General features: G+C 70.3%; 18 protein-coding genes, 2 tRNA genes and 1 pseudogene. 12 read left to right on the top strand and 9 right to left on the bottom strand.

Going from position 1 to position 22,958, the window contains the following annotated elements:
* Positions 1–144: 144 nt before the first annotated feature.
* From ACWD12_RS14040 to ACWD12_RS14030, 3 genes are all read right to left on the bottom strand, one after another.
* Positions 145–217 (bottom strand) — tRNA-Gly (locus tag ACWD12_RS14040).
* Positions 218–310: 93 nt separating this feature from the next.
* Positions 311–382 (bottom strand) — tRNA-Gly (locus ACWD12_RS14035).
* A gap of 468 nt (positions 383–850) precedes the next feature.
* Positions 851–1,168 carry a histone-like nucleoid-structuring protein Lsr2 gene (locus ACWD12_RS14030; protein WP_358361718.1) on the bottom strand — a complete coding sequence of 106 codons (318 nt, stop codon included), beginning with the start codon at positions 1,166–1,168 and terminating at the stop codon, positions 851–853.
* A 789-nt stretch (positions 1,169–1,957) separates the two neighbouring features.
* Between ACWD12_RS14030 and purS the strand changes: the two genes are divergently transcribed.
* From purS to purL, 3 genes are read left to right on the top strand one after another with little or no spacing between them, the layout of a single operon-like run.
* Entirely contained in the window at positions 1,958–2,206 is a 249-nt protein-coding gene (gene purS, locus ACWD12_RS14025; RefSeq protein ID WP_235050812.1) for a phosphoribosylformylglycinamidine synthase subunit PurS, read from the top strand.
* Positions 2,203–2,880, top strand: coding sequence for a phosphoribosylformylglycinamidine synthase subunit PurQ (gene purQ, locus ACWD12_RS14020; RefSeq protein ID WP_358361721.1), 678 nt, complete (start codon positions 2,203–2,205; stop codon positions 2,878–2,880). Before purS ends, purQ begins: the two co-directional genes overlap by 4 nt.
* Positions 2,877–5,168: a phosphoribosylformylglycinamidine synthase subunit PurL gene (gene purL, locus ACWD12_RS14015; protein WP_358361723.1), complete on the top strand. Its 2,292-nt coding sequence runs from the start codon at positions 2,877–2,879 to the stop codon at positions 5,166–5,168. Before purQ ends, purL begins: the two co-directional genes overlap by 4 nt.
* A gap of 365 nt (positions 5,169–5,533) precedes the next feature.
* On the opposite strand, the pseudogene ACWD12_RS14010 reads toward purL, so the two are convergent.
* The 4 genes and pseudogenes from ACWD12_RS14010 to ACWD12_RS13995 form a co-directional block, all read right to left on the bottom strand.
* A pseudogene (locus ACWD12_RS14010) lies at positions 5,534–5,779 on the bottom strand (hypothetical protein); the annotation flags it as partial.
* A gap of 394 nt (positions 5,780–6,173) precedes the next feature.
* The gene (locus ACWD12_RS14005; protein ID WP_450099759.1) at positions 6,174–7,163 is read right to left on the bottom strand and encodes an aldo/keto reductase; all 990 of its coding nucleotides are present in this window, start codon (positions 7,161–7,163) and stop codon (positions 6,174–6,176) included.
* A gap of 371 nt (positions 7,164–7,534) precedes the next feature.
* Positions 7,535–8,647, bottom strand: coding sequence for a hypothetical protein (locus ACWD12_RS14000; RefSeq protein WP_450099758.1), 1,113 nt, complete (start codon positions 8,645–8,647; stop codon positions 7,535–7,537).
* A gap of 253 nt (positions 8,648–8,900) precedes the next feature.
* Positions 8,901–9,179: a hypothetical protein gene (locus ACWD12_RS13995; RefSeq protein WP_450099757.1), complete on the bottom strand. Its 279-nt coding sequence runs from the start codon at positions 9,177–9,179 to the stop codon at positions 8,901–8,903.
* 360 nt (positions 9,180–9,539) lie between these two features.
* Between ACWD12_RS13995 and ACWD12_RS13990 the strand changes: the two genes are divergently transcribed.
* The 3 genes from ACWD12_RS13990 (at position 9,540) to purM (ending at position 13,076) form a co-directional block, all read left to right on the top strand.
* On the top strand, positions 9,540–10,328 hold the full coding sequence (locus ACWD12_RS13990; RefSeq protein ID WP_450099756.1) for a sterol carrier family protein: 789 nt from the start codon (positions 9,540–9,542) through the stop codon (positions 10,326–10,328).
* A 37-nt stretch (positions 10,329–10,365) separates the two neighbouring features.
* On the top strand, positions 10,366–11,922 hold the full coding sequence (gene purF / locus ACWD12_RS13985) for an amidophosphoribosyltransferase (protein WP_358361739.1): 1,557 nt from the start codon (positions 10,366–10,368) through the stop codon (positions 11,920–11,922).
* Positions 11,923–12,017: 95 nt separating this feature from the next.
* Positions 12,018–13,076, top strand: coding sequence for a phosphoribosylformylglycinamidine cyclo-ligase (gene purM, locus ACWD12_RS13980; RefSeq protein WP_450099755.1), 1,059 nt, complete (start codon positions 12,018–12,020; stop codon positions 13,074–13,076).
* A 134-nt stretch (positions 13,077–13,210) separates the two neighbouring features.
* Here purM and ACWD12_RS13975 read toward each other — a convergent pair whose 3' ends face one another.
* Both ACWD12_RS13975 and ACWD12_RS13970 read right to left on the bottom strand, forming a co-directional pair.
* The gene (locus ACWD12_RS13975) at positions 13,211–13,456 is read right to left on the bottom strand and encodes a DUF3073 domain-containing protein (RefSeq protein WP_358361745.1); all 246 of its coding nucleotides are present in this window, start codon (positions 13,454–13,456) and stop codon (positions 13,211–13,213) included.
* 239 nt (positions 13,457–13,695) lie between these two features.
* Positions 13,696–14,760: a Glu/Leu/Phe/Val family dehydrogenase gene (locus ACWD12_RS13970; protein ID WP_450099754.1), complete on the bottom strand. Its 1,065-nt coding sequence runs from the start codon at positions 14,758–14,760 to the stop codon at positions 13,696–13,698.
* A 188-nt stretch (positions 14,761–14,948) separates the two neighbouring features.
* Between ACWD12_RS13970 and ACWD12_RS13965 the strand changes: the two genes are divergently transcribed.
* The 6 genes from ACWD12_RS13965 to ACWD12_RS13940 all read left to right on the top strand — a co-directional run bounded on the left by ACWD12_RS13965 (position 14,949) and on the right by ACWD12_RS13940 (position 22,932).
* Positions 14,949–15,857: a hypothetical protein gene (locus ACWD12_RS13965; RefSeq protein ID WP_450099753.1), complete on the top strand. Its 909-nt coding sequence runs from the start codon at positions 14,949–14,951 to the stop codon at positions 15,855–15,857.
* A gap of 519 nt (positions 15,858–16,376) precedes the next feature.
* Positions 16,377–16,583, top strand: coding sequence for a developmental transcriptional regulator BldC (gene bldC, locus ACWD12_RS13960; RefSeq protein WP_003980577.1), 207 nt, complete (start codon positions 16,377–16,379; stop codon positions 16,581–16,583).
* 375 nt (positions 16,584–16,958) lie between these two features.
* A complete protein-coding gene (locus tag ACWD12_RS13955; protein ID WP_450099752.1) occupies positions 16,959–17,636 on the top strand; it encodes a TetR/AcrR family transcriptional regulator in 678 nt (225 codons plus the stop codon).
* A 269-nt stretch (positions 17,637–17,905) separates the two neighbouring features.
* Positions 17,906–19,165 (top strand): ABC transporter substrate-binding protein, encoded by a 1,260-nt coding sequence (locus tag ACWD12_RS13950; protein WP_358361758.1) that lies wholly within the window; start codon positions 17,906–17,908, stop codon positions 19,163–19,165.
* A gap of 159 nt (positions 19,166–19,324) precedes the next feature.
* Positions 19,325–22,120: an ABC transporter permease subunit gene (locus tag ACWD12_RS13945; RefSeq protein ID WP_450099751.1), complete on the top strand. Its 2,796-nt coding sequence runs from the start codon at positions 19,325–19,327 to the stop codon at positions 22,118–22,120.
* Positions 22,117–22,932, top strand: a complete 816-nt coding sequence (locus ACWD12_RS13940) for an ABC transporter ATP-binding protein (protein ID WP_450099750.1) — start codon at positions 22,117–22,119, stop codon at positions 22,930–22,932. Before ACWD12_RS13945 ends, ACWD12_RS13940 begins: the two co-directional genes overlap by 4 nt.
* The last annotated feature ends 26 nt before the right edge of the window (positions 22,933–22,958 follow it).

Below are 22,958 nucleotides of genomic sequence, written 5' to 3'. Positions count from 1 at the left end.
GACGTGCCGCCTCGGACCGTCGGTTGTCGATCGGCCGTGATTTCCGTGTCGACGTGATCTTCGTGCGAGGGGATCTCCATGCCGAGGGGATCTCCATGCCGGACAACGCAGAAGGCCGGATCATGATGATCCGGCCTTCATCTGAGCGGACGACGAGATTCGAACTCGCGACCCTCACCTTGGCAAGGTGATGCTCTACCAACTGAGCCACGTCCGCATGACTTGGACTACCGCCCTCGTCGTGCCCCCAACTCTACCCCATCTCCCGAGCGGCGATCACCACTCGTTCGTTGGCGCCCTGTTGGGACCGAGCAGGTGACAGGGATCGAACACTGCGTCTTCCCCTTGGAAAGGGGACGCTCTGCCACTGAGCTACACCTGCGTGACGGGGAGTTCCCCGTGCGAGAAGAACATTACCCGAGCGGGACACGTGTCGTGGCAACTTGCCGGGGCGTTTCGTTGGGCTATGTCTGATTTCCCCGGAAAGTCCGTAAAATCCGCGCCCCGGGTCGGCGGCGGACTTCGGAAGTCCGGGTGAGTCCGGCGGCCGAAGCCGAAGCGAAGTCGGCACGAAGTCGAGGCGAGGCCGACGCGAAGTCGGCGCCGGAAGTCGGGCCTTGATGTCCGGGGCCGGCGGGCTTCGAGTTCCGGCCGCAAGGCCGCCGCCGAACCGGCCGGCGCCGAACTCGGATCCGGAACTCGGCCGTCGAAGTCAGCGGCGAACTCGGCACGACTTCCACGCGACTTCCACACGACTTCGGTACGAATCGCGCGCCGAAGTCCGGTCCTGAAGCCAGGTCTTCAACACACCGCCGAAGCCGCCGCGGAAGCCGCGCGGCCGATCGCGAAGTCAGTTGGCGGCTTCGAATTCCTGGTAGATGCTGCGGGGAATGCGGCCGCGCGTCGGGACGTCCATCCCCTGCGAACGCGCCCACGCCCGTACCGCGGCCGGGTCCGGCGCGACCGTGGTCTGCTTGTACGGCTTGCCGGACTTGGCGGTCCGCCGCGCCGCGTCCACGTAACGGCCGAGGAGCTCGCGCATCTCCTGCGCGTGGTCTTCGGACAGGTCGATTTCGTACGACTTGCCGTCAAGGCCGAAGCGGATCGTCTCCGCCGCCGCGCTGCCGTCGATGTCGTCTTGCAGCGTCACCACTACGCGCTGGGCCATGGCGGTGTCCTCTCCGGCGATGAACCTGAGGAAAAGAGTGAGTTAAAGACTCAATGTCGAGTATAAGGGTGCGAGATGGCACGACAAACGGTCGGCCGATGCGATCTTGCGGGCGCTTCCGGTAATTTACTGCCCGGACATTCAATTCCCCGGGTTGCCGATATTCGCGGGCGTGGCGCGCCGCGTCAAGAGCCCGCGGCGCCGCGGTCCGCGTCCGGACGGTTGCCCTCCGGGCCGTCCGACGGGTTGTCCGGTCCGAACGGAGTGTGACGGCGCCGACCGCGTCGCCGCTTCGGGGCCGGCCGCCGGTGGTCGGACCGAGGGCAGCGGGAGCGGCGGGCCCGCTCGGAGCGGGGTGGCGCGGGGGCGGGAGCCCGCCGACCTGCGGAGAGTCTGTCCACAGCCCTGTGGATAACTTGCCTGGACTGTGGGTAACCGCGTCGACCGGGCTGTGCATCACCCCGCGCGACTCGGTAATTTATTGACATTCACGCAGGTCGGACCGGGTCATCCGATCATCGACACGGTTCACCCGAACGGGTGACCACAAAGTTGTCCACAGCCTGCGGCCTGTGGACAACCGGACCGCTGTGGATAACCGGACCTCCGGGCGGGGAGCAGCCGGGGCTCCCCGGTAGGCTGGGGGCGCCGAAGAGGGGGTCCGTACCGGCCCCGGGATCCAGCAGCAGGGGATCCAGCAGCAGGTCCTCGAGCGGCTGCCGACCCGCGGCTGACATCCAGGTCCAGCACCAGCCATCCAGGTCCAGCACCAGCACAGTGGGAGTGCGCGTGGCACGCGTCGTCGTCGACGTCATGCTCAAGCCGGAAATTCTCGATCCCCAGGGCCAGGCCGTGCAGCGTGCGCTGCCGCGCCTCGGATTCACCGGGATCGCCGATGTCCGCCAGGGCAAGCGATTTGAACTCGAAGTCGAAGGTCCGGTGGACGACGCGGCGCTCGCGCGCATTCGCGAAGCCGCGGAGACCTTCCTGGCCAACACCGTCATCGAGGACTTCACCGTAAGGGTCGAGGACAAGTGACCACTCGGATCGGCGTCGTCACTTTCCCCGGCTCGCTCGACGACCGCGACGCGCAGCGCGCCGTCCGGCTCGCGGGCGCCGAGCCCGTCGCGCTCTGGCACGGCGACAAGGACCTGCGCGGCGTCGACGGCGTCGTGCTGCCCGGCGGCTTCAGCTACGGCGACTACCTGCGCTGCGGTGCGATCTCCCGGTTCTCCCCGGTCATGGAGACGATCATCACGGGTGCCCGGGACGGCCTCCCGGTGCTGGGCATCTGCAACGGCTTCCAGATCCTGTGCGAGTCGCACCTGCTGCCCGGTGCCCTGACCCGCAACGACCACCTCCACTTCATCTGCCGCGACCAGCGCCTGCGGATCGAGAACTCCGCCACCGCGTGGACCGGCGCGTACGAGCAGGGGCAGGAGATCGTCGTCCCGCTCAAGAACGGCGAGGGCGGCTTCGTCGCCGACGAGCGGACCCTCGACATGCTCGAGGCGGAGGGCCGCGTCGTCGCCCGCTACCTGGAGCTGAACCCCAACGGTTCGCGCCGCGACATCGCCGGCATCACCAACGAGGCGGGCAACGTCGTCGGCCTCATGCCGCACCCCGAACACGCCGTGGAGCCGCTGACCGGTCCGACCACGGACGGCCTCGGGTTCTTCACGTCCGTTCTGAAGAAGCTGGTCAACGCATGACCCTCGACACTGTCGACAAGGCCAAGGACGACTCCAAGGACCGGGGCTGGCTGCAGGACGGTCCCGTCGGCGCCCACACGTTCGGCCAGCCGTACGCCGAACTGGGCCTCAAGACCGACGAGTACGAGCGCATCGTCACCATCCTCGACCGCCGCCCGACCAGTTCCGAGCTGGCGATGTACTCGGTGATGTGGTCCGAGCACTGCTCGTACAAGTCCAGCAAGGTGCACCTGCGCCAGTTCGGCGACAAGGCCCCCGCCTCCGACGCCATGCTCGTCGGCATCGGCGAGAACGCCGGCGTCGTCGACGTCGGCCAGGGCTACGCGGTGACCTTCAAGGTCGAGTCGCACAACCACCCCAGCTACGTCGAGCCGTACCAGGGCGCCGCGACGGGGATCGGCGGCATCGTCCGCGACATCCTCGCGATGGGTGCCCGCCCGGTCGCCGTCATGGACCCGCTGCGCTTCGGCGCGTTCGACCACCCGGACACGCGCCGCGTGCTGCCGGGCGTCGTTTCCGGCATCGGCGGCTACGGCAACTGCCTCGGCCTGCCCAATATCGGGGGCGAGGTCGTCTTCGACCCGTGCTACCAGGGCAACCCGCTGGTCAACGCGCTGTGCGTGGGCGTCATGAAGCACGAGGACATCCACCTCGCCAAGGCCTCCGGCACCGGCAACCTGGTGATCCTGTACGGCGCGCGCACCGGCGGCGACGGCATCGGCGGCGTCTCGGTCCTCGCATCCGAGACCTTCGAGGCGGACGGCCCGGCCAAGCGCCCCGCCGTCCAGGTCGGCGACCCGTTCCAGGAGAAGCTGCTCATCGAGTGCACGCTCGAGGTCTTCGCCGAGGACCTGGTCACCGGCATCCAGGACCTCGGCGGCGCGGGCCTGTCGTGCGCCACCTCCGAGCTGGCGTCGGCCGGTTCGGGCGGCATGCGCGTCGAGCTCGACAAGGTGCCGCTGCGCGACGCGACGCTCGCTCCCGAGGAGATCCTCATGAGCGAGTCGCAGGAGCGCATGTGCGCGATCGTCGAGCCGGGCAAGGTCGCCCGGTTCCTGGAGATCTGCGCCAAGTGGGACGTCATCGCGACGGTCATCGGCGAGGTCACGGACGGCGACCGCCTGGAGATCTTCTGGCACGGCGAGAAGATCGTGGACGTGCCGCCGCGTACCGTCGCGCACGAAGGCCCGGTCTACGAGCGGCCGTTCGCCCGTCCCGAGTGGCAGGACGCGCTGCAGGCCGACGCCGCCGAGCGGCTGCCGCGCCCGCAGGGCGGCGACGAGCTGCGCGCGACGCTGCTCAAGGTCACCGGCTCGCCGAACCTCGCCGACAAGTCGTGGATCACCGACCAGTACGACCGGTACGTCCTCGGCAACACCGTCCTCGCCCAGCCCGAGGACGCCGGCATGGTCCGCGTCGACGAGGAGACCAACCTCGGGGTGGCCGTCTCGACCGACGGCAACGGCCGGTTCTGCAAGCTCGACCCGTACGCGGGCGCGCAGTTGGCGCTCGCCGAGGCGTACCGCAACGTGGCCACCACCGGCGCCCGCCCGCTGGCCGTCACCGACTGCCTCAACTTCGGATCCCCCGAAGACCCGGGCGTCATGTGGCAGTTCGCGGAGGCGTGCCGCGGCCTGGCGGACGCGTGCCAGACCCTCGGCACCCCGGTGACCGGCGGCAACGTCTCGTTCTACAACCAGACCGGCGACGTGGCGATCCACCCGACTCCGGTGGTCGGCGTGCTCGGCGTCATCGACGACGTCACCCGCCGCACCCCGATCGGGTTCCGCGAGGAGGGGCAGATCATCCTGCTCCTCGGCGACACCCGCGAGGAACTGTCCGGCTCCGTCTGGGCGGACGTCGCGCACGGCCACCTCGGCGGCCGCCCGCCGGCCGTCGACCTGGAGCGCGAGCGGCTGCTCGCCGAGGTGCTGATCGCGGGCTCGCGCGACGGCATGGTCGACGCCGCGCACGACCTCGCCGACGGCGGTCTCGCCCAGGCGCTCGTCGAGGCCTGCCTGCGCGGCGGCAACGGCGCGCGCGTCGTGCTCCCGGAGGAGCTGGACCCGTTCGTGGCGCTGTTCAGCGAGTCCGCCGGACGCGCGATCGTGGCGGTCCCGCGCAGCGAGGAACTGCGCTTCACCGACATGTGCCGCGTCCGTCACCTGCCGGTCGCCCGGATCGGCGTCGTGGACGGTGAAGTCCTGGAGATCCAGGGCCAGTTCACGGTCGGCATGGACGAATTGCGGACAGCCAACGCGACTCCGCTGCGCGAGTTCTTCGCCTGATATACCGACACAAGCCGCGCCCGGTCTGCCGCCGGGCGCGGCTTGTGACGTACCTGGCGTCGTCCAAGGGGGTCCTGTGCGCCCGACGCCCGATCGCGCACGATGCTCGACGCGTACATCGAGACGTACCCCCGCATCGACCCGTTCGCGACGATCGCGACCACCAGGCACTTCGGTGACCGCCGCGGCCCCATCGCGCCCCGACGACCTCGACGGCCACCTACGCGACGACCCCACGACCACCATGCCTCGGACGTCAGGGTGCCGACGGTCGTGCCGTCACCGACCGACAGCTCCTGGCGGGCGAGGCCGACCGTACCGACCCGCCGGACGACGCCCTCGTCGGGCGTGATCAGCCCGGCGAGCATGTGCAGCAGCGTCGTCTTGCCGCGGCCGTTCTCGCCGACGACGGCGATCGGGGCCGTGCGGACACGGTGAGGGAGACGTCGTCCAGGACACGCCGCGACTGGCGGGTGACCGTGACGCCCTCGGCGCGGATGTGCGCGCTGCCGCCCGCATCGACGGACGGAGCGGGCAGGACGGACGAGGCTTCGGGAAAAGGGGTGGGGTTCACATCGCGCTCCGCGGCTCGCAGGGGAGCCGGGTAGCAAAATGGCGCCGCCCGGCGGGACCGGGACGGCGAGCGCGCTGTCAGCAGGAGGAAGGCGCCGCCGTCAGCGGGCGGAGCGGACCTTCTGCGACCAAATACCTCGTGCCATAACGATCATGCCAACAACGGTGCCGGGCGCGTCCATTCCCTTTCCCGCGGCTCCGCCTCCGCTCGTCGGTGGCTTGCCCACCCCCGGACGGCGGCCGCGCAGCCGCTTCCGCTGTTCCGTTTCCGCCGCTCTGCCTCCGCCGCTCTGCCCGCCGCTCGTCCGCCGCTTCCCTGCGGGGTCGGAGGGAGGCCGCGGCCGCGTCGACGTCGCAACGCGTACGGTTCCGCGACCTCCCCGGTGTTCCGCGCGGAGCTGCGCGCGGCGATCCGCCCGACCGGCAGCCGAGTCACCCGCCGGCCGCGTCCAGCCGGGCGCGCTGCTCGGGGCTCAGATCGAGGTCGACGGCTCCGAGGTTCTCCTCCAACTGGGCCACGGACGACGCTCCGGCGAGCGGGACGATCGGGAGGTTGCCGCCGATCTGCCAGGCCAGCACGACCTGATTGGGCGTCGCGCCCGTCTCCTTGGCGATCTCGCGGAGCACCGCGAGCCGCGCGGGAGTGCCGGGGTGGTCGTAGTCGTCCGGCAGTTGCTTGTCGTCGCGCGTGTAGAGACCGCCCATCAGCGGCGAGTACGCCACCAGCGTCAGGTCCGGCTCGGCGCCCAGGTAGCTCGCCAGTTCGGCGCCGCTGTGCCCGAGCGACCCTTCGGGGAACAGCGGTTGCGGGATGTCGTAGCGCGGGCGCAGCAGGCTGTGCTGGTACTGCAGGACCTCGTAGCCGGGCAGGCCTGCGGCGGCGGCCAGCGCACGGGCGCGTTCCACGCGCCAGATTGCGTGGTTGCTCACCCCGAGCAACCCGACCGTGCCTTCCGCGACCAGCTCGCCGAACCCTTCGACGGTGTCCCGCAGCGGGACGGTGCGGTCCTCGATGTGTGCGTACAGCAGGTCGATGCGTTCGACGCCCAGGCGTTCGCGGCTGCGTTCGGCGGCCTCGCGGATCGTCTTCGCGGACAGCCCCTCCGGGTTGTCGAGGAAGCCCGTCCCGGGGGTGCGTGGCCGGGCCCCCAGCTTGGTGGCGATGACGATCTCGTTGCCTATGCCACGCGACTTCCGCCATTTGCCGAGCAGTTTTTCGCTCTGCCCGCCCAGGCCGCCGTCCGCCCAGTACGCGTAGTTGTTCGACGTGTCGATGAACGTGCCGCCGGCCTCGACGTACCGGTCCAGGACCGCGAACGACGTCTTCTCGTCGGTGGCGGTGCCGAAGAGCATCGCTCCGAGCGAGAGCACACTCACCTCGCGGCGCGTGTCCGGGTTCGTGCCAATAGAACGGTATTTCATGCCGAGTCTCCATTCCGTCCCGACTGTCCGGGCCTGGAACGGGAGTTTGCGACTTGGAGCGCTCTCGAAGTCAAGCAAGGTGTCGATGTCAAGGACGGCGGCGGTGGTCTGCCCACGGCCTGACGTACGACAAGCCCCCGAGCCCCGGAGCCCCCGAGCCCCGGCAGGGACTCGCGGGCCTCGCTCGTGCGGGATATTCCCCCTGGATGTTTCCCGTGTGAAAGCCCCCGGGGTCCCACACAGGTGGTGGTCATCGGCATCGTGGTTCGCCGTCGACCTCCGTTCCCCGCGACTCAATAGTGGAGGGGCGGGCCTGTCGGGTCCATTGCACGAAGGTGGAAAGCTCTACGCGGGTGGACCCGTTGGTCGGTTCAGCCTCCTAAGCTGTCGAGCCGGTATGGCTGGAACGTTCCGTGGCCCGGCCAGTAGGGGTACGGCACGGTTCCGAAGTGCGCGCCCTTGCCGCCGCTTTCCTCGTACGCGAAGTAGCGCGTGTGCGCGGCGTCCGCCCACCCGGCGAAGATCAGCGTGTGTCCGGCGGCGCCCGGAGCGGTGTTCACCAGGATGTCCCCGGGCAGCAGTTCGTCCTTGTCGATGCGGTGCGACACCTGCGGCAACGTGTCGGTGGTCAGGCCGGGCGCGGGAAGCCCCCACGCCATCGACACCAGGCCGGAGCAGTCCATGCGATGGCCCTCGAACGTGCGGGCCATGCTGTAGTCGAGTCCCAGATCCGCCCAGCGCTTGGCCCGCCGCAGGATCTCCGAACGCTGTACGTCACCGGGCACCGCGACGCTCGCTCCCTTCGGGGTCGATCCGGTGGCACCCGGCGCCGGCGTGCGCGCGGCCCCGGAACTCCCGCCTTGGGGGCTTCGGCCGCCGGGAGCCGGGCCGTTCGCGGCCCCGCCGGCCGGCCGTTCGACCGACGACCTCGTGCGCTGCGCACCGCCGACCCGGGGCGGCGGTCCGGTGCCCGACCCTCCCGGCCCCGCCCGGGTCACACCCGCGACCTGCGCGGCGAACTCGACCGCCGGAGAGTTGAACTGCGCGACGCGGAACGGCGGCACCTCGGGTGCCGGTGCGTCGGCACGGACCACGGCGGGCGGAGGCGGCGGGGGCGTGGGCGGCGGTGTCGCGTACTCGGACAGGGTGAGCGGAGGAAGCGGGTCGCCGTGTGCCGCGAGCGCCCGCAGGAGATCGGCGGCCAGGCGGTCGCCGGTCGCGTACCCCTCCGCGCAGGACCGCAGCAGCCCCGGCGTGGACGCGACGACGCTGTGGAGATGGGTGGCCTCCGCCATCGCGTGTTCGACGGCCGCGGTCGCCGCGGCCCACGTGCCGGGGGAGTCGGTCCGACTGGCGGCGAGGTCGAAGTCGCCCTCGGCGGCGCGCAGTGCCTCGCGCGCCGCTTCCAGGCCGGGTACCGCGGCGTCGAACCCGGCGGCGAGGCCGGACAGTTCCTGGGGCGAGATTCGAATCGGCGCATTCAACGGACGACCTCCTGACGGAAGGAGCTCGGAACGGAAGGATCTCGGAGCGCCGCGGCTAAGCGGCCTCGGGGAACTGGGGCACATATCCGCGCTGCCCGGCACGCACTCTCGCGGCGTTGCGGGACCTTGCGAGTACGGCCGAATACGAGCTTCGGTCCCGCGCCTCGCGACAGCACGCACTGGACAACGCGGAGCGCACCCCAGTTCCCCGAGAGCGCTTAGGCCCGCTTACGCACTGGGTGAGTGCGTCGGATCACGGCCGGGCGCGAGCGGCCGCGACGGCTTCGGCGTGCGCTTCCAGGCGTATGGCCGCCACCCGCAACGCCGACGACGTGGCGATGCGTGACGCGTCGGTGGCCCCCGCGTACGAACGGAAGGCGGCCGCGGCGGTGCCGGACCACCGGGTCAGGGCCGACCGGACACCGGCCGCGAGCGTCACGGCGTCGTTGTCGATACGGGTCGCGGCGACCGCCAGCGCATGCGCGCGGGCGCTGATCCGGGCGGGATCGGCGGACGACGAAACCTCGGTCATGGACGCCTCCTTCGGCGAAGCGGTGACGGGCGGGGTGCTTCTGCGGGCGTACTGCCGCACTGCCGTGATGGGCAATCAACTGCGCGATCACCGCGCAAAGAACTGCGGTGCTGCTGCCCTGTTCTCCGTGCTGCCTGCTGCCTGCTGCCTGCTGCCGTGTCGCGGTACTCCCGTGCTGCGGTCCTGCGGTCCTGCGGCCCTGCGGTTCTCGGGGACCGCTTTCGCGGCCGTGACTCCATGGTCGGCGTCATCGCGGTCCGCCGCAGGGCCCAGGCTCGAATCTGTGGAAGACGCGGATAGTTGCCCCAGGACGGTGGAAAACGTTTCCACGCCGGGAGCGCCGAGTCGTATCCTCCGGCCATGCCTGCCGCCGCGCGTACCCCCGCGATCCGTCCCGTCGACCCCGCCCGCGTGCGGGCCGCATTGGCGGCCGAATGGCAGGCCCTCGCGGACTTCACCGACGCACTGGAGTCGGCGCGGCTCAAGGACCCGTCCGGACTCACCGGCTGGACCCTCGCCGACCTCGTCGGGCACATCGCCGCCGGCGTCGAGGCCGTGCCCCGCTGGCTCGGGCAGCCCGAGCCGACCGGCCCACCCATCACCGTCGAGCAGTGGGCGGGCGGCACCGCCGCGGCCGCCGAGGCGATCTCCGATCTGGCGCAGGAGATGGCCGAGGCAGGCAAGACCCCGCGCGACTACGTCGAGGACGCGACTCGGCTCGTCGCCGAGACACCCGACACCCGGGTGAGCGTCACTCGTATCGGTCCCATGCGCGTCCCGGACATGCTCGTCACGCGCCTCATCGAGGCCGTCGTGCACGCCGACGACCTGGAGCGGGCCACCGGCGCGGCCTTCCCGCACGACCGGCAGGCACTCGCGGTCGTGACCAGGGTCCTCGCCGACATCCTGGCCGTCCGGGCGCCCGGCCACTCGGTCGAGGTGCGGGTCCCGCCGTTCGCCGTCGTGCAATGCGTCACAGGCCCGAAGCACACCCGGGGGACTCCGCCGAACGTCGTCGAGAGCGATCCGCGCACCTGGCTCCGACTCGCCGCAGGCCGTGTGACCTGGGAAGACACCGTCGACGACGGCAGCGTGCGGGCCAGTGGGGAACGCGCCGACCTGTCCGGGTGGCTGCCGCTGTTGGGGTGAACCACGGCCCCCGACAGCCTCGCGTAGACTCGTCCGCGTGCCACGTGGCGACGGACGACTCAACCACGATCTCTTCCCCGGCGAGAAGGGCCCGCAGGACGCCTGCGGCGTCTTCGGCGTCTGGGCCCCCGGCGAAGAGGTCGCGAAACTTACCTATTTCGGGCTCTACGCACTGCAGCACCGCGGGACGGAATCCGCCGGTATCGCGGTGAGCAACGGCTCCCAGATCCTCGTCTTCAAGGACATGGGCCTGGTGTCCCAGGTCTTCGACGAGGCGACCTTGGGATCGTTGCGCGGCCACATGGCCGTCGGACACGCCCGCTACTCCACCACCGGTTCCTCGGTCTGGGAGAACGCCCAGCCGACCTTCCGGGCCACCGCGACGGGCAGCATCGCCCTCGGCCACAACGGCAATCTCACCAACACCGGTGAGCTGGCCCGCATGGTCGCGGAGCAGGGCCCGGACCGCGGTGAGCTCAACTACCCCTACCAAGGCCGAATCGAGGCCACCAGCGACACCGATCTGCTGGCCTCCCTCCTCGCGGGTCGTCCCGACCTGTCGCTGGAGGAGACCGCCATGCAGATCCTGCCCAAGCTCAAGGGCGCGTTCTCGCTGGTCTTCATGGACGAGGGCACGCTGTACGCGGCCCGCGATCCGCAGGGCATCCGCCCGCTCGTGCTCGGCCGCCTGGAGCGCGGCTGGGTCGCCGCGAGCGAGACCGCCGCACTCGACATCGTGGGCGCGTCGTTCATCCGCGAGATCGAGCCGGGCGAGCTGGTCGCCATCGACGAGCACGGCCTGCGCACCCAGCGGTTCGCCAAGGCCGAGCCCAAGGGCTGCGTGTTCGAGTACGTCTACCTCGCCCGCCCCGACACCTCGATCGCCGGCCGCGGGGTGCACGCGGCACGTGTCGAGATGGGCCGCCGCCTCGCGAAGGAAGCCCCGGTCGAAGCCGACCTGGTCATGCCGACCCCGGAGTCCGGGACCCCGGCGGCGATCGGGTACGCCGAGGCGTCCGGCATCCCGTTCGGCCAGGGCCTGGTCAAGAACTCGTACGTCGGCCGCACCTTCATCCAGCCGAGCCAGACCATCCGCCAGCTCGGCATCCGCCTCAAGCTCAACCCGCTGCGCGAGGTCATCGCCGGCAAGCGCCTCGTCGTCGTCGACGACTCGATCGTGCGCGGCAACACGCAGCGCGCCCTCGTGCGCATGCTGCGCGAAGCCGGTGCGGCCGAGGTGCACGTGCGCATCTCGTCCCCGCCCGTGAAGTGGCCGTGCTTCTTCGGCATCGACTTCGCGACGCGCGCCGAGCTGATCGCGAACGGCCTGTCGGTCGACGAGATCGCCAAGTCGCTCGGTGCGGACTCGCTCGCGTACATCTCGATCGACGCGATGGTCGAGGCGACCACAATTCCCAAGGACAACCTGTGCCGGGCGTGCTTCGACGGGGTCTACCCGATCGAGCTGCCCGACCCGGAGCGCCTGGGCAAGCACCTCCTGGAAGGCCTGGAGCAGGCCGTGCGCAGCGATGTGGACGGCGTCCAGTCCCTTCTCGGGGGCGCGGGCGCGGAAGACGCCCTGCGCCGCCCGTAGCGCCGCGAGCGGGGGTGTGGAACCGCACCCCCGCAGTCCGTGCCCGCGAACTGGACACCACCCCGAACCACCCGACCCGAAAGGGCCGTACCGTCGTGACCGACAACCCCTCCACCACCTACGCCGCCGCCGGTGTCGACATCGAAGCCGGCGACCGCGCCGTCGAACTGATGAAGACCTGGGTCGGGAAGGCCACCCGCCCCGAGGTCCTCGGCGGCATCGGGGGCTTCGCGGGGCTCTTCGACGTCTCCGCGTTCACGCGGTACACGCGCCCGCTGCTGGCCACCTCGACCGACGGCGTCGGCACCAAGGTCGCGATCGCGCAGCGCATGGACAAGCACGACACGATCGGCCGGGACCTCGTCGGCATGGTGGTCGACGACCTCGTGGTGTGCGGCGCGGAGCCGCTGTTCATGACCGACTACATCGCGACCGGCAAGGTCGTCCCGGAGCGCATCGCGTCGATCGTCAAGGGCATCGCCGAGGGCTGTGTGCTGGCCGGGTGCGCGCTGGTGGGCGGCGAGACGGCCGAACACCCGGGGCTGCTCGACCCGGACGAGTACGACGTCGCGGGCGCGGGCACGGGCGTCGTCGAGGCGGACCGCCTCCTGGGCGCCGAGCGCGTGCGCGAGGGCGACGCGGTCGTCGCGATGGCCGCGTCGGGCCTGCACTCCAACGGCTACTCGCTCGTGCGCCACGTGTTCTTCGCGGGCGCCGGCTGGGAGCTGGACCGCGACGTGCCGGAGTTCGGCCGTACGCTCGGCGAGGAGCTCCTGGAGCCGACCCGCATCTACTCGCTCGCCTGCCTCGACCTGGCCCGCCGTACCGAGGTGCACGCCTTCTCGCACGTCACCGGCGGCGGCCTGGCGGCCAACCTGGCCCGCGTCCTGCCCGGCCACCTGGACGCCCGCCTGGACCGTTCGACGTGGACGCCCGGCGCGGTGTTCTCGCTCGTCGGCGAGCTCGGCAAGGTCGCCCAGCCGGAGCTGGAGAAGACCCTCAACATGGGCGTGGGCATGGTGGCGGTCGTCGCGGCGGACGCCGTGGACGCGGCGCTCGCGGTGCTGGCCGAGCGCGGCGTACCGGCGTGGGTGCTGGGCCGCGTCGAGGCCGGTACGGGCCAGGCGGTCCTGGAGGGCTCGCACGGACGCTGACGCCGACTGGCCGCGACTTCGCGGACAGCACAAAGGGTCCGGGACCGACCACCAAGGGTCTGGTCCCGGACCGATCGGGTGCTGCTACACCCCTGACACGGGCGGCGAACCGTCAGACGAGGCCCGCGACGTGGTCAGCGGCGGCCCGAGGGGCCGACGTCGTCCTCGTCGTCGTCATCGTCGTAATAATCCGCATACGCCGCGTAGGGATCGTCGAGCTCGTCTTCATACGTGTCGTCACCGTCCGACTGAACCTGCGGTTCATCGGCTGACGACACGCCCAGCTCTTCGGCCAGACGGTTCAGATCTGTTCCGCCGCTGTTGTACTTCAGCTGGCGGGCGACCTTTGTCTGCTTGGCCTTGGCCCGGCCGCGCCCCATGGCTCGACCCCCTCAACGACGGGGCTCACGGCCCCGGGTCTTGACACGCGTTCACGATCAGGGTCGGTTCATCCAGGTTCAAGAACCGGCCCGTGGAGCATTAACGGTACCTGCTTCCGCGGCGCGACGGTACGTCGCATGGGTGACAGGTGGGCGCGGACCCCGACCCGGCAATACTGTTCCGGCTGGTCAGGGGCCTGATCGTGGGTCCTTCGCCGAGGCTGACGATACCCTGTGATTCAGCTTCCAAGGTAGATCCCGCGCAGACGACCCACATCCGCCATGCGTCGTTCGGCGAGTCGGTCGGCCGCGACGGCGGGCGGGACGCCCTCTTCGTCGGCGAGTGCGAAGACCCGCGCGGTGGTGGTGCGGATCCCCGAGGCCTGGCGCTTTGCCCGTTCGAAGTCGAATCCGTGCAGCTCGTCGGCCACCTGGATGACGCCGCCCGAATTGACCACGTAGTCCGGCGCGTACAGCACGCCGCGCTCGGCGAGCGTCTTGTCGACGCCCGGGTGTGCGAGCTGGTTGTTGGCCGCGCCGCAGACGATTTTCGCGGTGAGCACCGCCACACTGGCGTCGTCGAGCGCGCCGCCGAGCGCGCAGGGTGCGTACACGTCGATGGGCTCGCGGATGAGGGCGTCCGTGTCGGCCGCGACCGAGACGGCGGGGTAGGCCGCTCGCACGCGTTCGACCGCGGCCGGGTCGACGTCCGTGACCAGCACCTCGGCGCCGTCCTCGAGGAGGTGCCCGACGAGGTGCCTGCCGACCTTGCCGACCCCGGCGATGCCGACGCGCCGGCCGCGCAGGTCCGCGGTGCCCCAGAGGTGTTCGGCACTCGCCAGCATGCCCTGGTAGACGCCGTAGGCGGTGAGTACCGACGAGTCGCCCGCGCCGCCCGAGTCGGGTGAACGGCCGGTGACGAAGCCGCACTCCCGTGCCACTACGTCCATGTCCTCGACGTACGTGCCCACGTCGCACGCGGTCACGTAGCGGCCTCCGAGGGACTGCACGAAGCGCCCGTAGGCACGCAGCAGGGCCTCGCTCTTGTCGCGCTTCGGGTCGCCGATGATGACGGCCTTGCCGCCGCCGTGGTCGAGGCCCGCGAGGGCGTTTTTGTACGCCATGCCCTTGGACAGGTTGAGGACGTCCTCGACGGCCTCGTCCTCGGTCGCGTACGGGTAGAAGCGCGTGCCGCCCAGGGAGGGGCCGAGCGCTGTCGAGTAGATGGCGATGACGGCCTTGAGCCCGCTCGCCTGGTCCTGGCAGAACACGACCTGTTCGTGTCCGGAGCTCCTGCCGAACACGGGTCCCGGGGTGTGGGTCCGTGCGCTGGTGCCCGTCGTACTTGTCGTCGTCACTGTGGTGACTCCCGAGTCCGGCCCGCGGTGGGTGATCGCGGGCGTCTGCCCCAACCCTAGGACCGCCGCGCCCCCACGTGCCGGAATCCCGGGTCGGACGGCGGCGCGAACGGGGGCATGCGAACATTCGGTACGTGCGGACTTCGGTGGTGGCCCCCTACTCGGCATACCTGCGTGTGTACGAGCCGCTCGCGGCTTTCCCGGAGCCGGACCGCTCGCGCTGGGCCGACTACGTGCGCGACGTGCATACGCGGCGCGCCTGGGGCGCCGGCACGACGGCCGAACTGACCGCCCAGGAACAGCGGATGGCGATGGAGGGCATCCTCGCGACGCCTCCCGAGCCGGCACCGCCGCACGAGAGCGAGGACGCGTTCGTCGCGGAGATCGACGGGGTCCCGGTGATCTGCCCGCGCCAGACGCGGCTGCGCTGCTGGACGGCCCTGGCCGAGATGCGCCGGGAGTTCCCGCCGGTGGTGCTCGACGCCTTCTGGCCCCGCGTCGTGCTGGCGCAGGCCGAGGCGGACCACGACCGCTGGCGGGCGGACAATCCGGATGTCCAGCCGCACATCCACAGCAGCACCTGGCACGTGCCCATGCGGTGGTTCGTGTTGTTCGCCCAGGACGAGCGCGTCCTCGTCGCACCCGAAGGCGGGCAGCCGGAGGGCGTGCGCGCGGAGGGGGCGGAGGACGTCGGGGACGGATGGGAGCTGTACTACCGGACGCCGATGGTGCAGGCTCGGCGTCGGGTCGCTCGCGCGCTGCGGGTTCTGCGCGACACCCTGGAGGAAGGCGCACTGATCTCCGGGCTCGAGCATCTGGGCCGTTGGCTTGAAGAGTTCCATCCGAGGGCCATGGTCGAGCTCGATTTCGGCGGACTGGTGCGGCTGATTCCGTCCGGCGATCTCGCCGAGGAGCGCACTGCCGAGCACGTTGCGGAGGGCCTGACGGCGCTCGCGGCGGGTGACGGAGCGCGCGCGTCGGAGGCGTACCGGCGGATCACCGAGCGGTGGTCCGCGGTGCGAGCGCTGGAACATGCCAGCTGAGCAGGCCACTTGGCGCCCGGATGCCCAGTGGGCAAGAATTTCTGAGATCAACATCTCATAGGGCGCATACGCCAGCGAATTGCTCGTATATGATGAATCGGACAAAGGGGTGCTGGTCACCTCTTGTCATGCTGTAACTACACAGGATTACCCAGTTCCACGCAGTATCACGCAGTAGCACTCAGTTCCCCCAGGGGACGCCCAGAATCCGCCGGTCTCCCGAGATTGGTGTGGCTGGGTGGGCGCGGGGGGCCGAACGGCCGGAAGTGACTCTTCGTCACAGGCGGGTGACTGTCCGCTATGTACGGTCCTTCGGGATCGCGCCGGTTGAGTGCTGCGATGCCAATTCCGGCGGTTTGGCCAACCAGGGCCGCCGGATGGTGTACTTGTACTGTGAAGGACAAGCCGTTCGTCCTATAACCGACTTGGCCGCCGAGCACCATTTCGGACATCGGGGGTCAAGGTGCAGAATTTGAAGAAAGAACCGTGCTTGGTTCGGTTCTCCCGAGGAGGCCGCTCATGACCGCTCGTACGCCTGATGCCGAGCCGCTGCTGACGCCGGCCGAGGTTGCCACCATGTTCCGCGTCGACCCGAAGACGGTCACGCGCTGGGCCAAGGCCGGCAAGCTCACGTCGATCCGCACCCTCGGTGGCCACCGCCGCTACCGCGAGGCGGAGGTTCGTGCCCTGCTTGCGGGCATTCCGCAGCAGCGCAGCGAGTCCTAAAGCCTGGGCAGGGGCCACCTGCATCAGCCGTTTGTCTTGAGCGTCGCCCTCGGATCCCGCCGGATCCGAGGGCGACGCTTTTGTGCGTGCCGCATCGCACCCGGGGGCTGGACCCGAGACCGGATCAAGGGCCGGATCAGGGGTTGGGCGAGGGTGAACCCGGCTGTTTCCCAGCGTGGCCAACCTCGATTTCAGTAAAATATCACATACAATGCATGGCCTGTTTCCAGCCTCTTTTGAAAACCATTTCCAGTCAAAACCGTGACGTGCGTCACACTGTCCGCCGACCCGTGGTCCAGTCGGTTGCCGCGCCCGTCGGATCGCACGTCGAGACGGGTGATTCGGACCGCGGCACCACGCCCTACAGTGGTCGCCATGTCCAGTAGTACGCGGGTTACCGGGGCGGCCGAGGTGAACCCCCGGAACGGCAACAGCTCGGGGGCGGCCACCCGCGCCAAGCTGCTGCGTACCGCGGAACGCCTGTTCGCCAAGAACGGCATCGACGGCGTCTCGGTCCGGGACATCACCGGTACCGCGGGGGCCAACAGCGCGGCCGTGCACTACCACTTCGGGTCCAAGCAGGACCTGATCGCCGCGATCCTGCACCGCCGCCTGGAGTCCCTCGGCGTACGCCGCGAGCAACTGCTCGCCGAGCTGGAGGCCGACGAGCAGCCCGCGCTGCGCGACGTGGTGGTGGCACTGCTGCTCCCGACCGTCGAGCTGAGCCGCGACCGCCGCGGCGGCGGCCACCACTACCTGGGCTTCCTCGTCGCGGTCGGCGAGCATCCGACGTCCATGCATCTGATCACCGACGAGGTCGACCCGCTCACCGCGCGGTACCTGTCGGTCCTCCGGCGCGCGCTGCCCGAAGTGCCGCACGAGGTCATCCTGTTCCGCTTCGGCATCGCCAAGGACCTGATGAACCGCGTCCTGCGCCAGGGCGCGGTGCGCGAGTGGCTGCGCCGGCACGCGTCGGACGACGAGAAGGTGCTGTTCGACCAGCTGGTCGACTTCCTCGTCGGTGCGCTCGCCGCGCCGTCGCACTCCGCCTGAGCGCGCCGAGCGCGCCTCCCGCCAAGTCATCGACCGCCGACATCTCTGTCCGGCAACGTCTCTTGACGATGTGTCAGGCCGGGCACACAATCACCAATCTCAGCCAGTCGTTTGATCGACAAGTCGGGTACTTCAGGCTTGCCCGCGACCGGCAGCAAGTCCTCGCGAACCACGTACGGCACCACCGCGCACTGAACGGCACGTCAGTCAGGTGAACGACCGAACTCCGTCAGGGGCACTGCGTCCCGGCGGTCCGTGAGGAGGAATCCTTGCCACGTCTCCTACGCGCCGCAGGACTGGTCATGGTGCCGGTCCTGTTGATCGCCGGGTGCAACTCGTCGACGACGGACAAGGACGGCGACGAGCCGAACCAGCCCGGTGCGTCGGCCTCGAAGGACCCGGTCAAGATCGGCGGCGTGGTCTCCAAGACCACCTCGTCGGGCTACAGCAAGGCCGACACCGACCTCGGCGCCAAGGCCCGCTTCATGATGGCCAACGACGAAGGCGGGGTGAACGGCCGCAAGATCGACTACATCGGTTCCGAGGACGACGGCCAGGAGTCCGCCCGCACCATCACCGCGGTGCGCAAACTGGTGCAGCAGGACAAGGTGTTCGCGATCGTGCCCGTCAACACGACCACGATCGGCGGATCCGCGGACTTCCTGCGCGACAACAAGACCCCGTACATCGGCTGGGGGACGCTGCCCGCGTTCTGCGGTCAGGAGTACGGCATGGGCTACAACGGCTGCCTGGTGCCGACGCCGGGCCACAACGTGAACACGTCGTGGCCGGGCCTGCTCGGCGACATCCTCGGCGGCGCGCAGGGCAAGAGCGTCGCGCTGATCACACAGGACACGGACGCCGGCAAGTTCGGCCTGCGCACCTACCAACAGGCCTTCCCGCCCGGCGGGTTCACGGTGTCGTACGCCAAGTCCACCGTCCCCGGCACGTCGGTCCCGACGGACTGGAGCCCCTGGGTCGGCGAGATCATGTCGAGCAACGGCGGCAAGGCCCCGGACGTCGTGGTGTCCGTGATGCAGACCCCGGCCAACATCGGCCTGTTCACCGCCCTCAAGCGGGCCGGGTTCAAGGGCATCCTGACCGACGCCACCGACTACGACCCGGCGCTGCTCAAGCAGGCCGCGTCGAAGGAGGCGCTGCAGGACGTCCAGGTGTTCGTGCAGAACATGCCGTTCGAGTCGACGGCCCCGGAGATGGCCAAGTTCAAGGAGTACATCTCCAAGGCCAAGGGCTCCGAGGTCACCGAGTGGAACCAGTCGATGATGGTCGGCTGGAACTCCGCGGACCTGTTCCTCGCGATCGCCAAGAAGGCGGGCGACAACCTGACCGTGGAGACCTTCCAGGCCGCCGCGGCCAATTTCCAGGACACCTACGCACTCGTCGGGGACCGCAAGTTCCCGCTCGGCCGCAACGACTCGTTCGGCTGCGGTGCGATGGTGCAGCTCAAGGGCGAGACGTACGGCATCACTTCGCCCTACAAGTGCTACCCCTCCATCCCGTTCAAGTGACGCGCGGCCGGACGACCCGGCCCTACGCCACCTGACCGGCACGCCTCCGGCCCGCCCGCCGCCCCCCGGCTCTGCGGGCGGGCCGGGAGCCGCACCGCCTGTCGCACCGACCCCGATCCGGCGCCGTCCGCACGTCGTACGAGGGAGCGTCACCGGCACATGAGTGAGCTCGTCGGCTACATCATCAGCGGTCTGGTCACCGGCGCGATCTACGCGCTGCTGGCGTCCGGACTCGTGCTCGCCTACTCCGCCTCGGGGGTGCTCAACTTCGCCCACGGGGCCACCGCGTTCCTGTCCGCGCTGTTCTTCTACGAACTCAACCAGGGCCTCGACTGGCCGTCCGTACCCGCCGCCCTGGTCACCGTCTTCGTCTTCGCACCCGGCCTCGGCTGGATGCTCGACCGCATAATGTTCCGCAAACTCGCCAGACTCGGCGAGACCCCGCAGATCGTCGCCACGATCGGCCTCCTGGTCGCGCTGCCCGCCCTCGGCCAGTGGATCGTCAAGCTGCTGACCGACGCCGGCGTCGACCTCGCGCCGTCCGAGAACCAGTACGGCCTGCCGGGCGTGGGACCGAACCCGCCCGAGCACTGGGAGCTGATGGACGGGGTCGGCATCGACTCCAACCAGCTGATCACCTGGATCGTCACGGCAGTTGTCGCCGTGGGGCTGTGGATCCTGATGCGCCACACGCCGCTCGGCCTGCGGCTGCGCGCCTCGGTGGACAGCCGTACGCTCACCGAGCTGCGCGGCGTGAGCGCCGACCGGCTCTCCGGCATCGCCTGGATGCTCTCCGCCGGACTCGCGGGCGCGGTCGGAGTGCTGGCCGCACCGCTGCTCGCGCTCAGCCCGGTCGACTACACGCTGGTCATGTTCGTCTCCGCGGCCGCCGCTGTGCTCGGCCGCTTCAAGTCGGTGCCGATCGCCTTCGGCGGCGGCCTGCTCCTCGGAGTCGTGCAGAACCTCGTCGCGGGGTACGCGCCTTCGTGGACCGACGAGATCACCGGCCTTCGTACGGCGGTCCCGTTCGTCCTGCTGTTCGTCGGCCTCCTGGTGATGTCCCGCAGCAAGCGCAGCGCCGGGACCGCCGCCGTGGACCAGCCGCCGCCCGACTACCTGGCCGGGATGCCGCCGCTGCGCCGCTGGGCGCCGTGGCTGATCGCGGCCGCTTTCCTGGCGGTCAGCCTCTACACCTGGACGACCGCCTTCTGGATCGGCCTGATCGCCCAAGGGCTCGCGGCGTCCCTGGTGTTCCTGTCGTTCACCGTCGTCACGGGCCTCGGCGGCATGGTCAGTCTCGCGCAGGCCACCTTCGTGACCGCGTCCGCGCTGACCGCGGGCCTGCTCATGAGCCACGGGGTGTCGTTCTTCCTCGCCCTCGTCGCGGGGACACTCGTGGCCGCGCTGCTCGGCATGGTGGTCGCGCTGCCGGCGCTGCGGCTGTCCGGGCGCATGCTCGCGCTGGCCACCCTCGCGCTGGCCTTCCTGGGTGACCAAGTGCTGTTCCAGATGAGCTGGTTGCGTAACGGGGACGTGGGATGGGCGATCCCGCGCCCGGTGGTCGGGCCGGTCGACCTCAACGACGACCGGGCGCTCGCCCTCGCTCTCCTGGTCATCGTCGCGGCGGTGGTCGTGCTCATCCGGAACCTGGAGAACTCCGCGTCGGGCCGCGCGATGCTCGCGGTCCGTTCCGCGCCGCCGGCGGCGATGGCGTCCGGCGTCTCGATCCTGCGCACCAAGCTCGCGCTTTTCGCGATCTCGGCGGGCATCGCCGGGTTCGGCGGAGTGTTCTGGGCCTCCTTCAACACCCGCATCACCGCGACCGAGTTCACCGCGATGAACGGTCTGATCTGGCTGGCCATCGTGGTCGCCGCGGGCATCCGCAGGCCGCAGTTCGCCGTCGTCGCGGGACTGACGTTCGCGTTGTTCCCGCATGTCATGGAGGACTACATCACCGACTCGCCGCACGTGCCGGTGATCCTGTTCGGCCTCGCCGGCCTGGCGTTGGCCGGGAATCCCGAGGGCTGGGTCGTGCAGATGACCGAGGGGCTGCATGCGCTGCGCGGTCGGATCTCCGGGCGTACCAGGCCTGTTGCGGACAAGGTTGCGGCGGCCGGTGGGCCGCGGGCCGCGCCGGTTGCCGAGGAGGCCGCGCCGGTCGTGACGGCTGTCGCGCCGCAGGGGTCGGGCGGTGCGGAACCCCAGGATGCCGACGAGGCAGCGGAAGTGCTGCTGCGGCTGCGCGGCATCCATGCCGGATACGGCGGTGTCGAGGTGCTGCACGGCGTCGACCTGGACGTCCGGGCGGGCCGGATCCTGGCACTGCTGGGCGCCAACGGGGCCGGCAAGACGACGACATGTGCGATCGCCGCAGGGCTGCTGGCGCCCACCGCGGGCACGGTCGAACTCGCGTCGGGCGACGGTGTCGTCCGCGATGTCACGCGTCTGTCGGCGGTACGCAGGTCGCGCGAAGGCGTCCTGCTCGCCCCGGAAGGCCGCGGCATCTTCCCGTCGCTGACCATCGACGAGAACCTGTCGATGTGGCTGCGGTCGGCCGGCGAACGCGAGCGCGTCTACGAGCGCTTCCCGAACCTCGCCGGGCGGCGCAAGGTGCCCGCCGGTTCGCTGTCGGGCGGCGAGCAGCAGCAGCTGACCGTCGCTCCGCTGCTGGTACGCCCGCCCCGCGTGCTCGTCGCGGACGAGCCGTCACTCGGCCTCGCCCCGCTGGTGGTCGAGGAGATCTTCCGCTTCGTCGTCGAACTCCGGGACCTGGGCGTGGCATTGCTGCTGGTGGAGGAGAAGGCGTCGGAGATCCTGACGGTCGCGGACACCGTGGCCTTCATGAGTGTCGGACGCGTGTCGTGGACCGGCCCGCGCGCGGAGGTGGACGGGAACCGCCTGACCGCCGCGTACCTCGGCCTGACCGACACCGACGTGCGGAGTGTGGGGGCATGAGCGGGACCGTGGTGGATGTCGCCGAGTCGGCCGGGGACGTGGCGCAGCCGCCCGTCCTGCGGGCCGAGAACGTCGGGGTCGCCTTCGGCGGCGTCAACGCGCTGAGCGGTGTGACGTTGGAGGTGCGCGCGGGCGAGGTCTGCGGGCTCATCGGACCGAACGGCGCGGGGAAGACGACCTTGTTCGACGTCCTGTCGGGCATCCGGCGGCCGGACTCGGGCGTGGTGCGCTTCGCCGGGGTCGACGTGTCGGCGCGCGGGCCGGTGTGGCGGGCACGGCACGGGATGCGGCGTACGTTCCAGCGCCAACAACTGTTCGGCCGCCTGACCGTGCTGGACAACCTCGTGGTCGCGGAGGAGTGGCGCGGCGGTGGCGGCGGCATCGCGGCCGACCTGCTGGCGCTTCCGAGCCGGCGCCGCCGTGAGCGCGAACGGCGGGTACGGGCCGAGGAGATCCTCGACTTGTGCGGTCTGACCGACTTGCGTGACAAATATGCCGGGACGCTGCCGGTGGGGCAGGCCCGCATGGTGGAGCTCGCCAGGGCTGTGGTGGACACCCCCAAAGTGCTGCTGCTCGACGAGCCGGCGTCGGGGATGTCGTCGGCGGAGAGCGTGTGGCTGGGCGAGGTGGTCCGCCGCCTTGTCGACCACGAGCAGTGTGCGGTGCTGCTGGTCGAACACGACGTCGCGTTCGTCATGGGCCTGGCCTCCCGGGTCGTCGTGCTCAATCTGGGCGAGGTGCTGGCCGAGGGCACGCCGGCCGAGGTGCGGGCGGACCAGGCGGTGCGCGATGCGTACCTCGGCGGCGGATGAACGCGTCGGGGGCGGGCCTCGAAAGG

The organism is Streptodolium elevatio, assembly GCF_053592165.1.
This window is presented reverse-complemented; position numbering and strand designations above follow the sequence as displayed.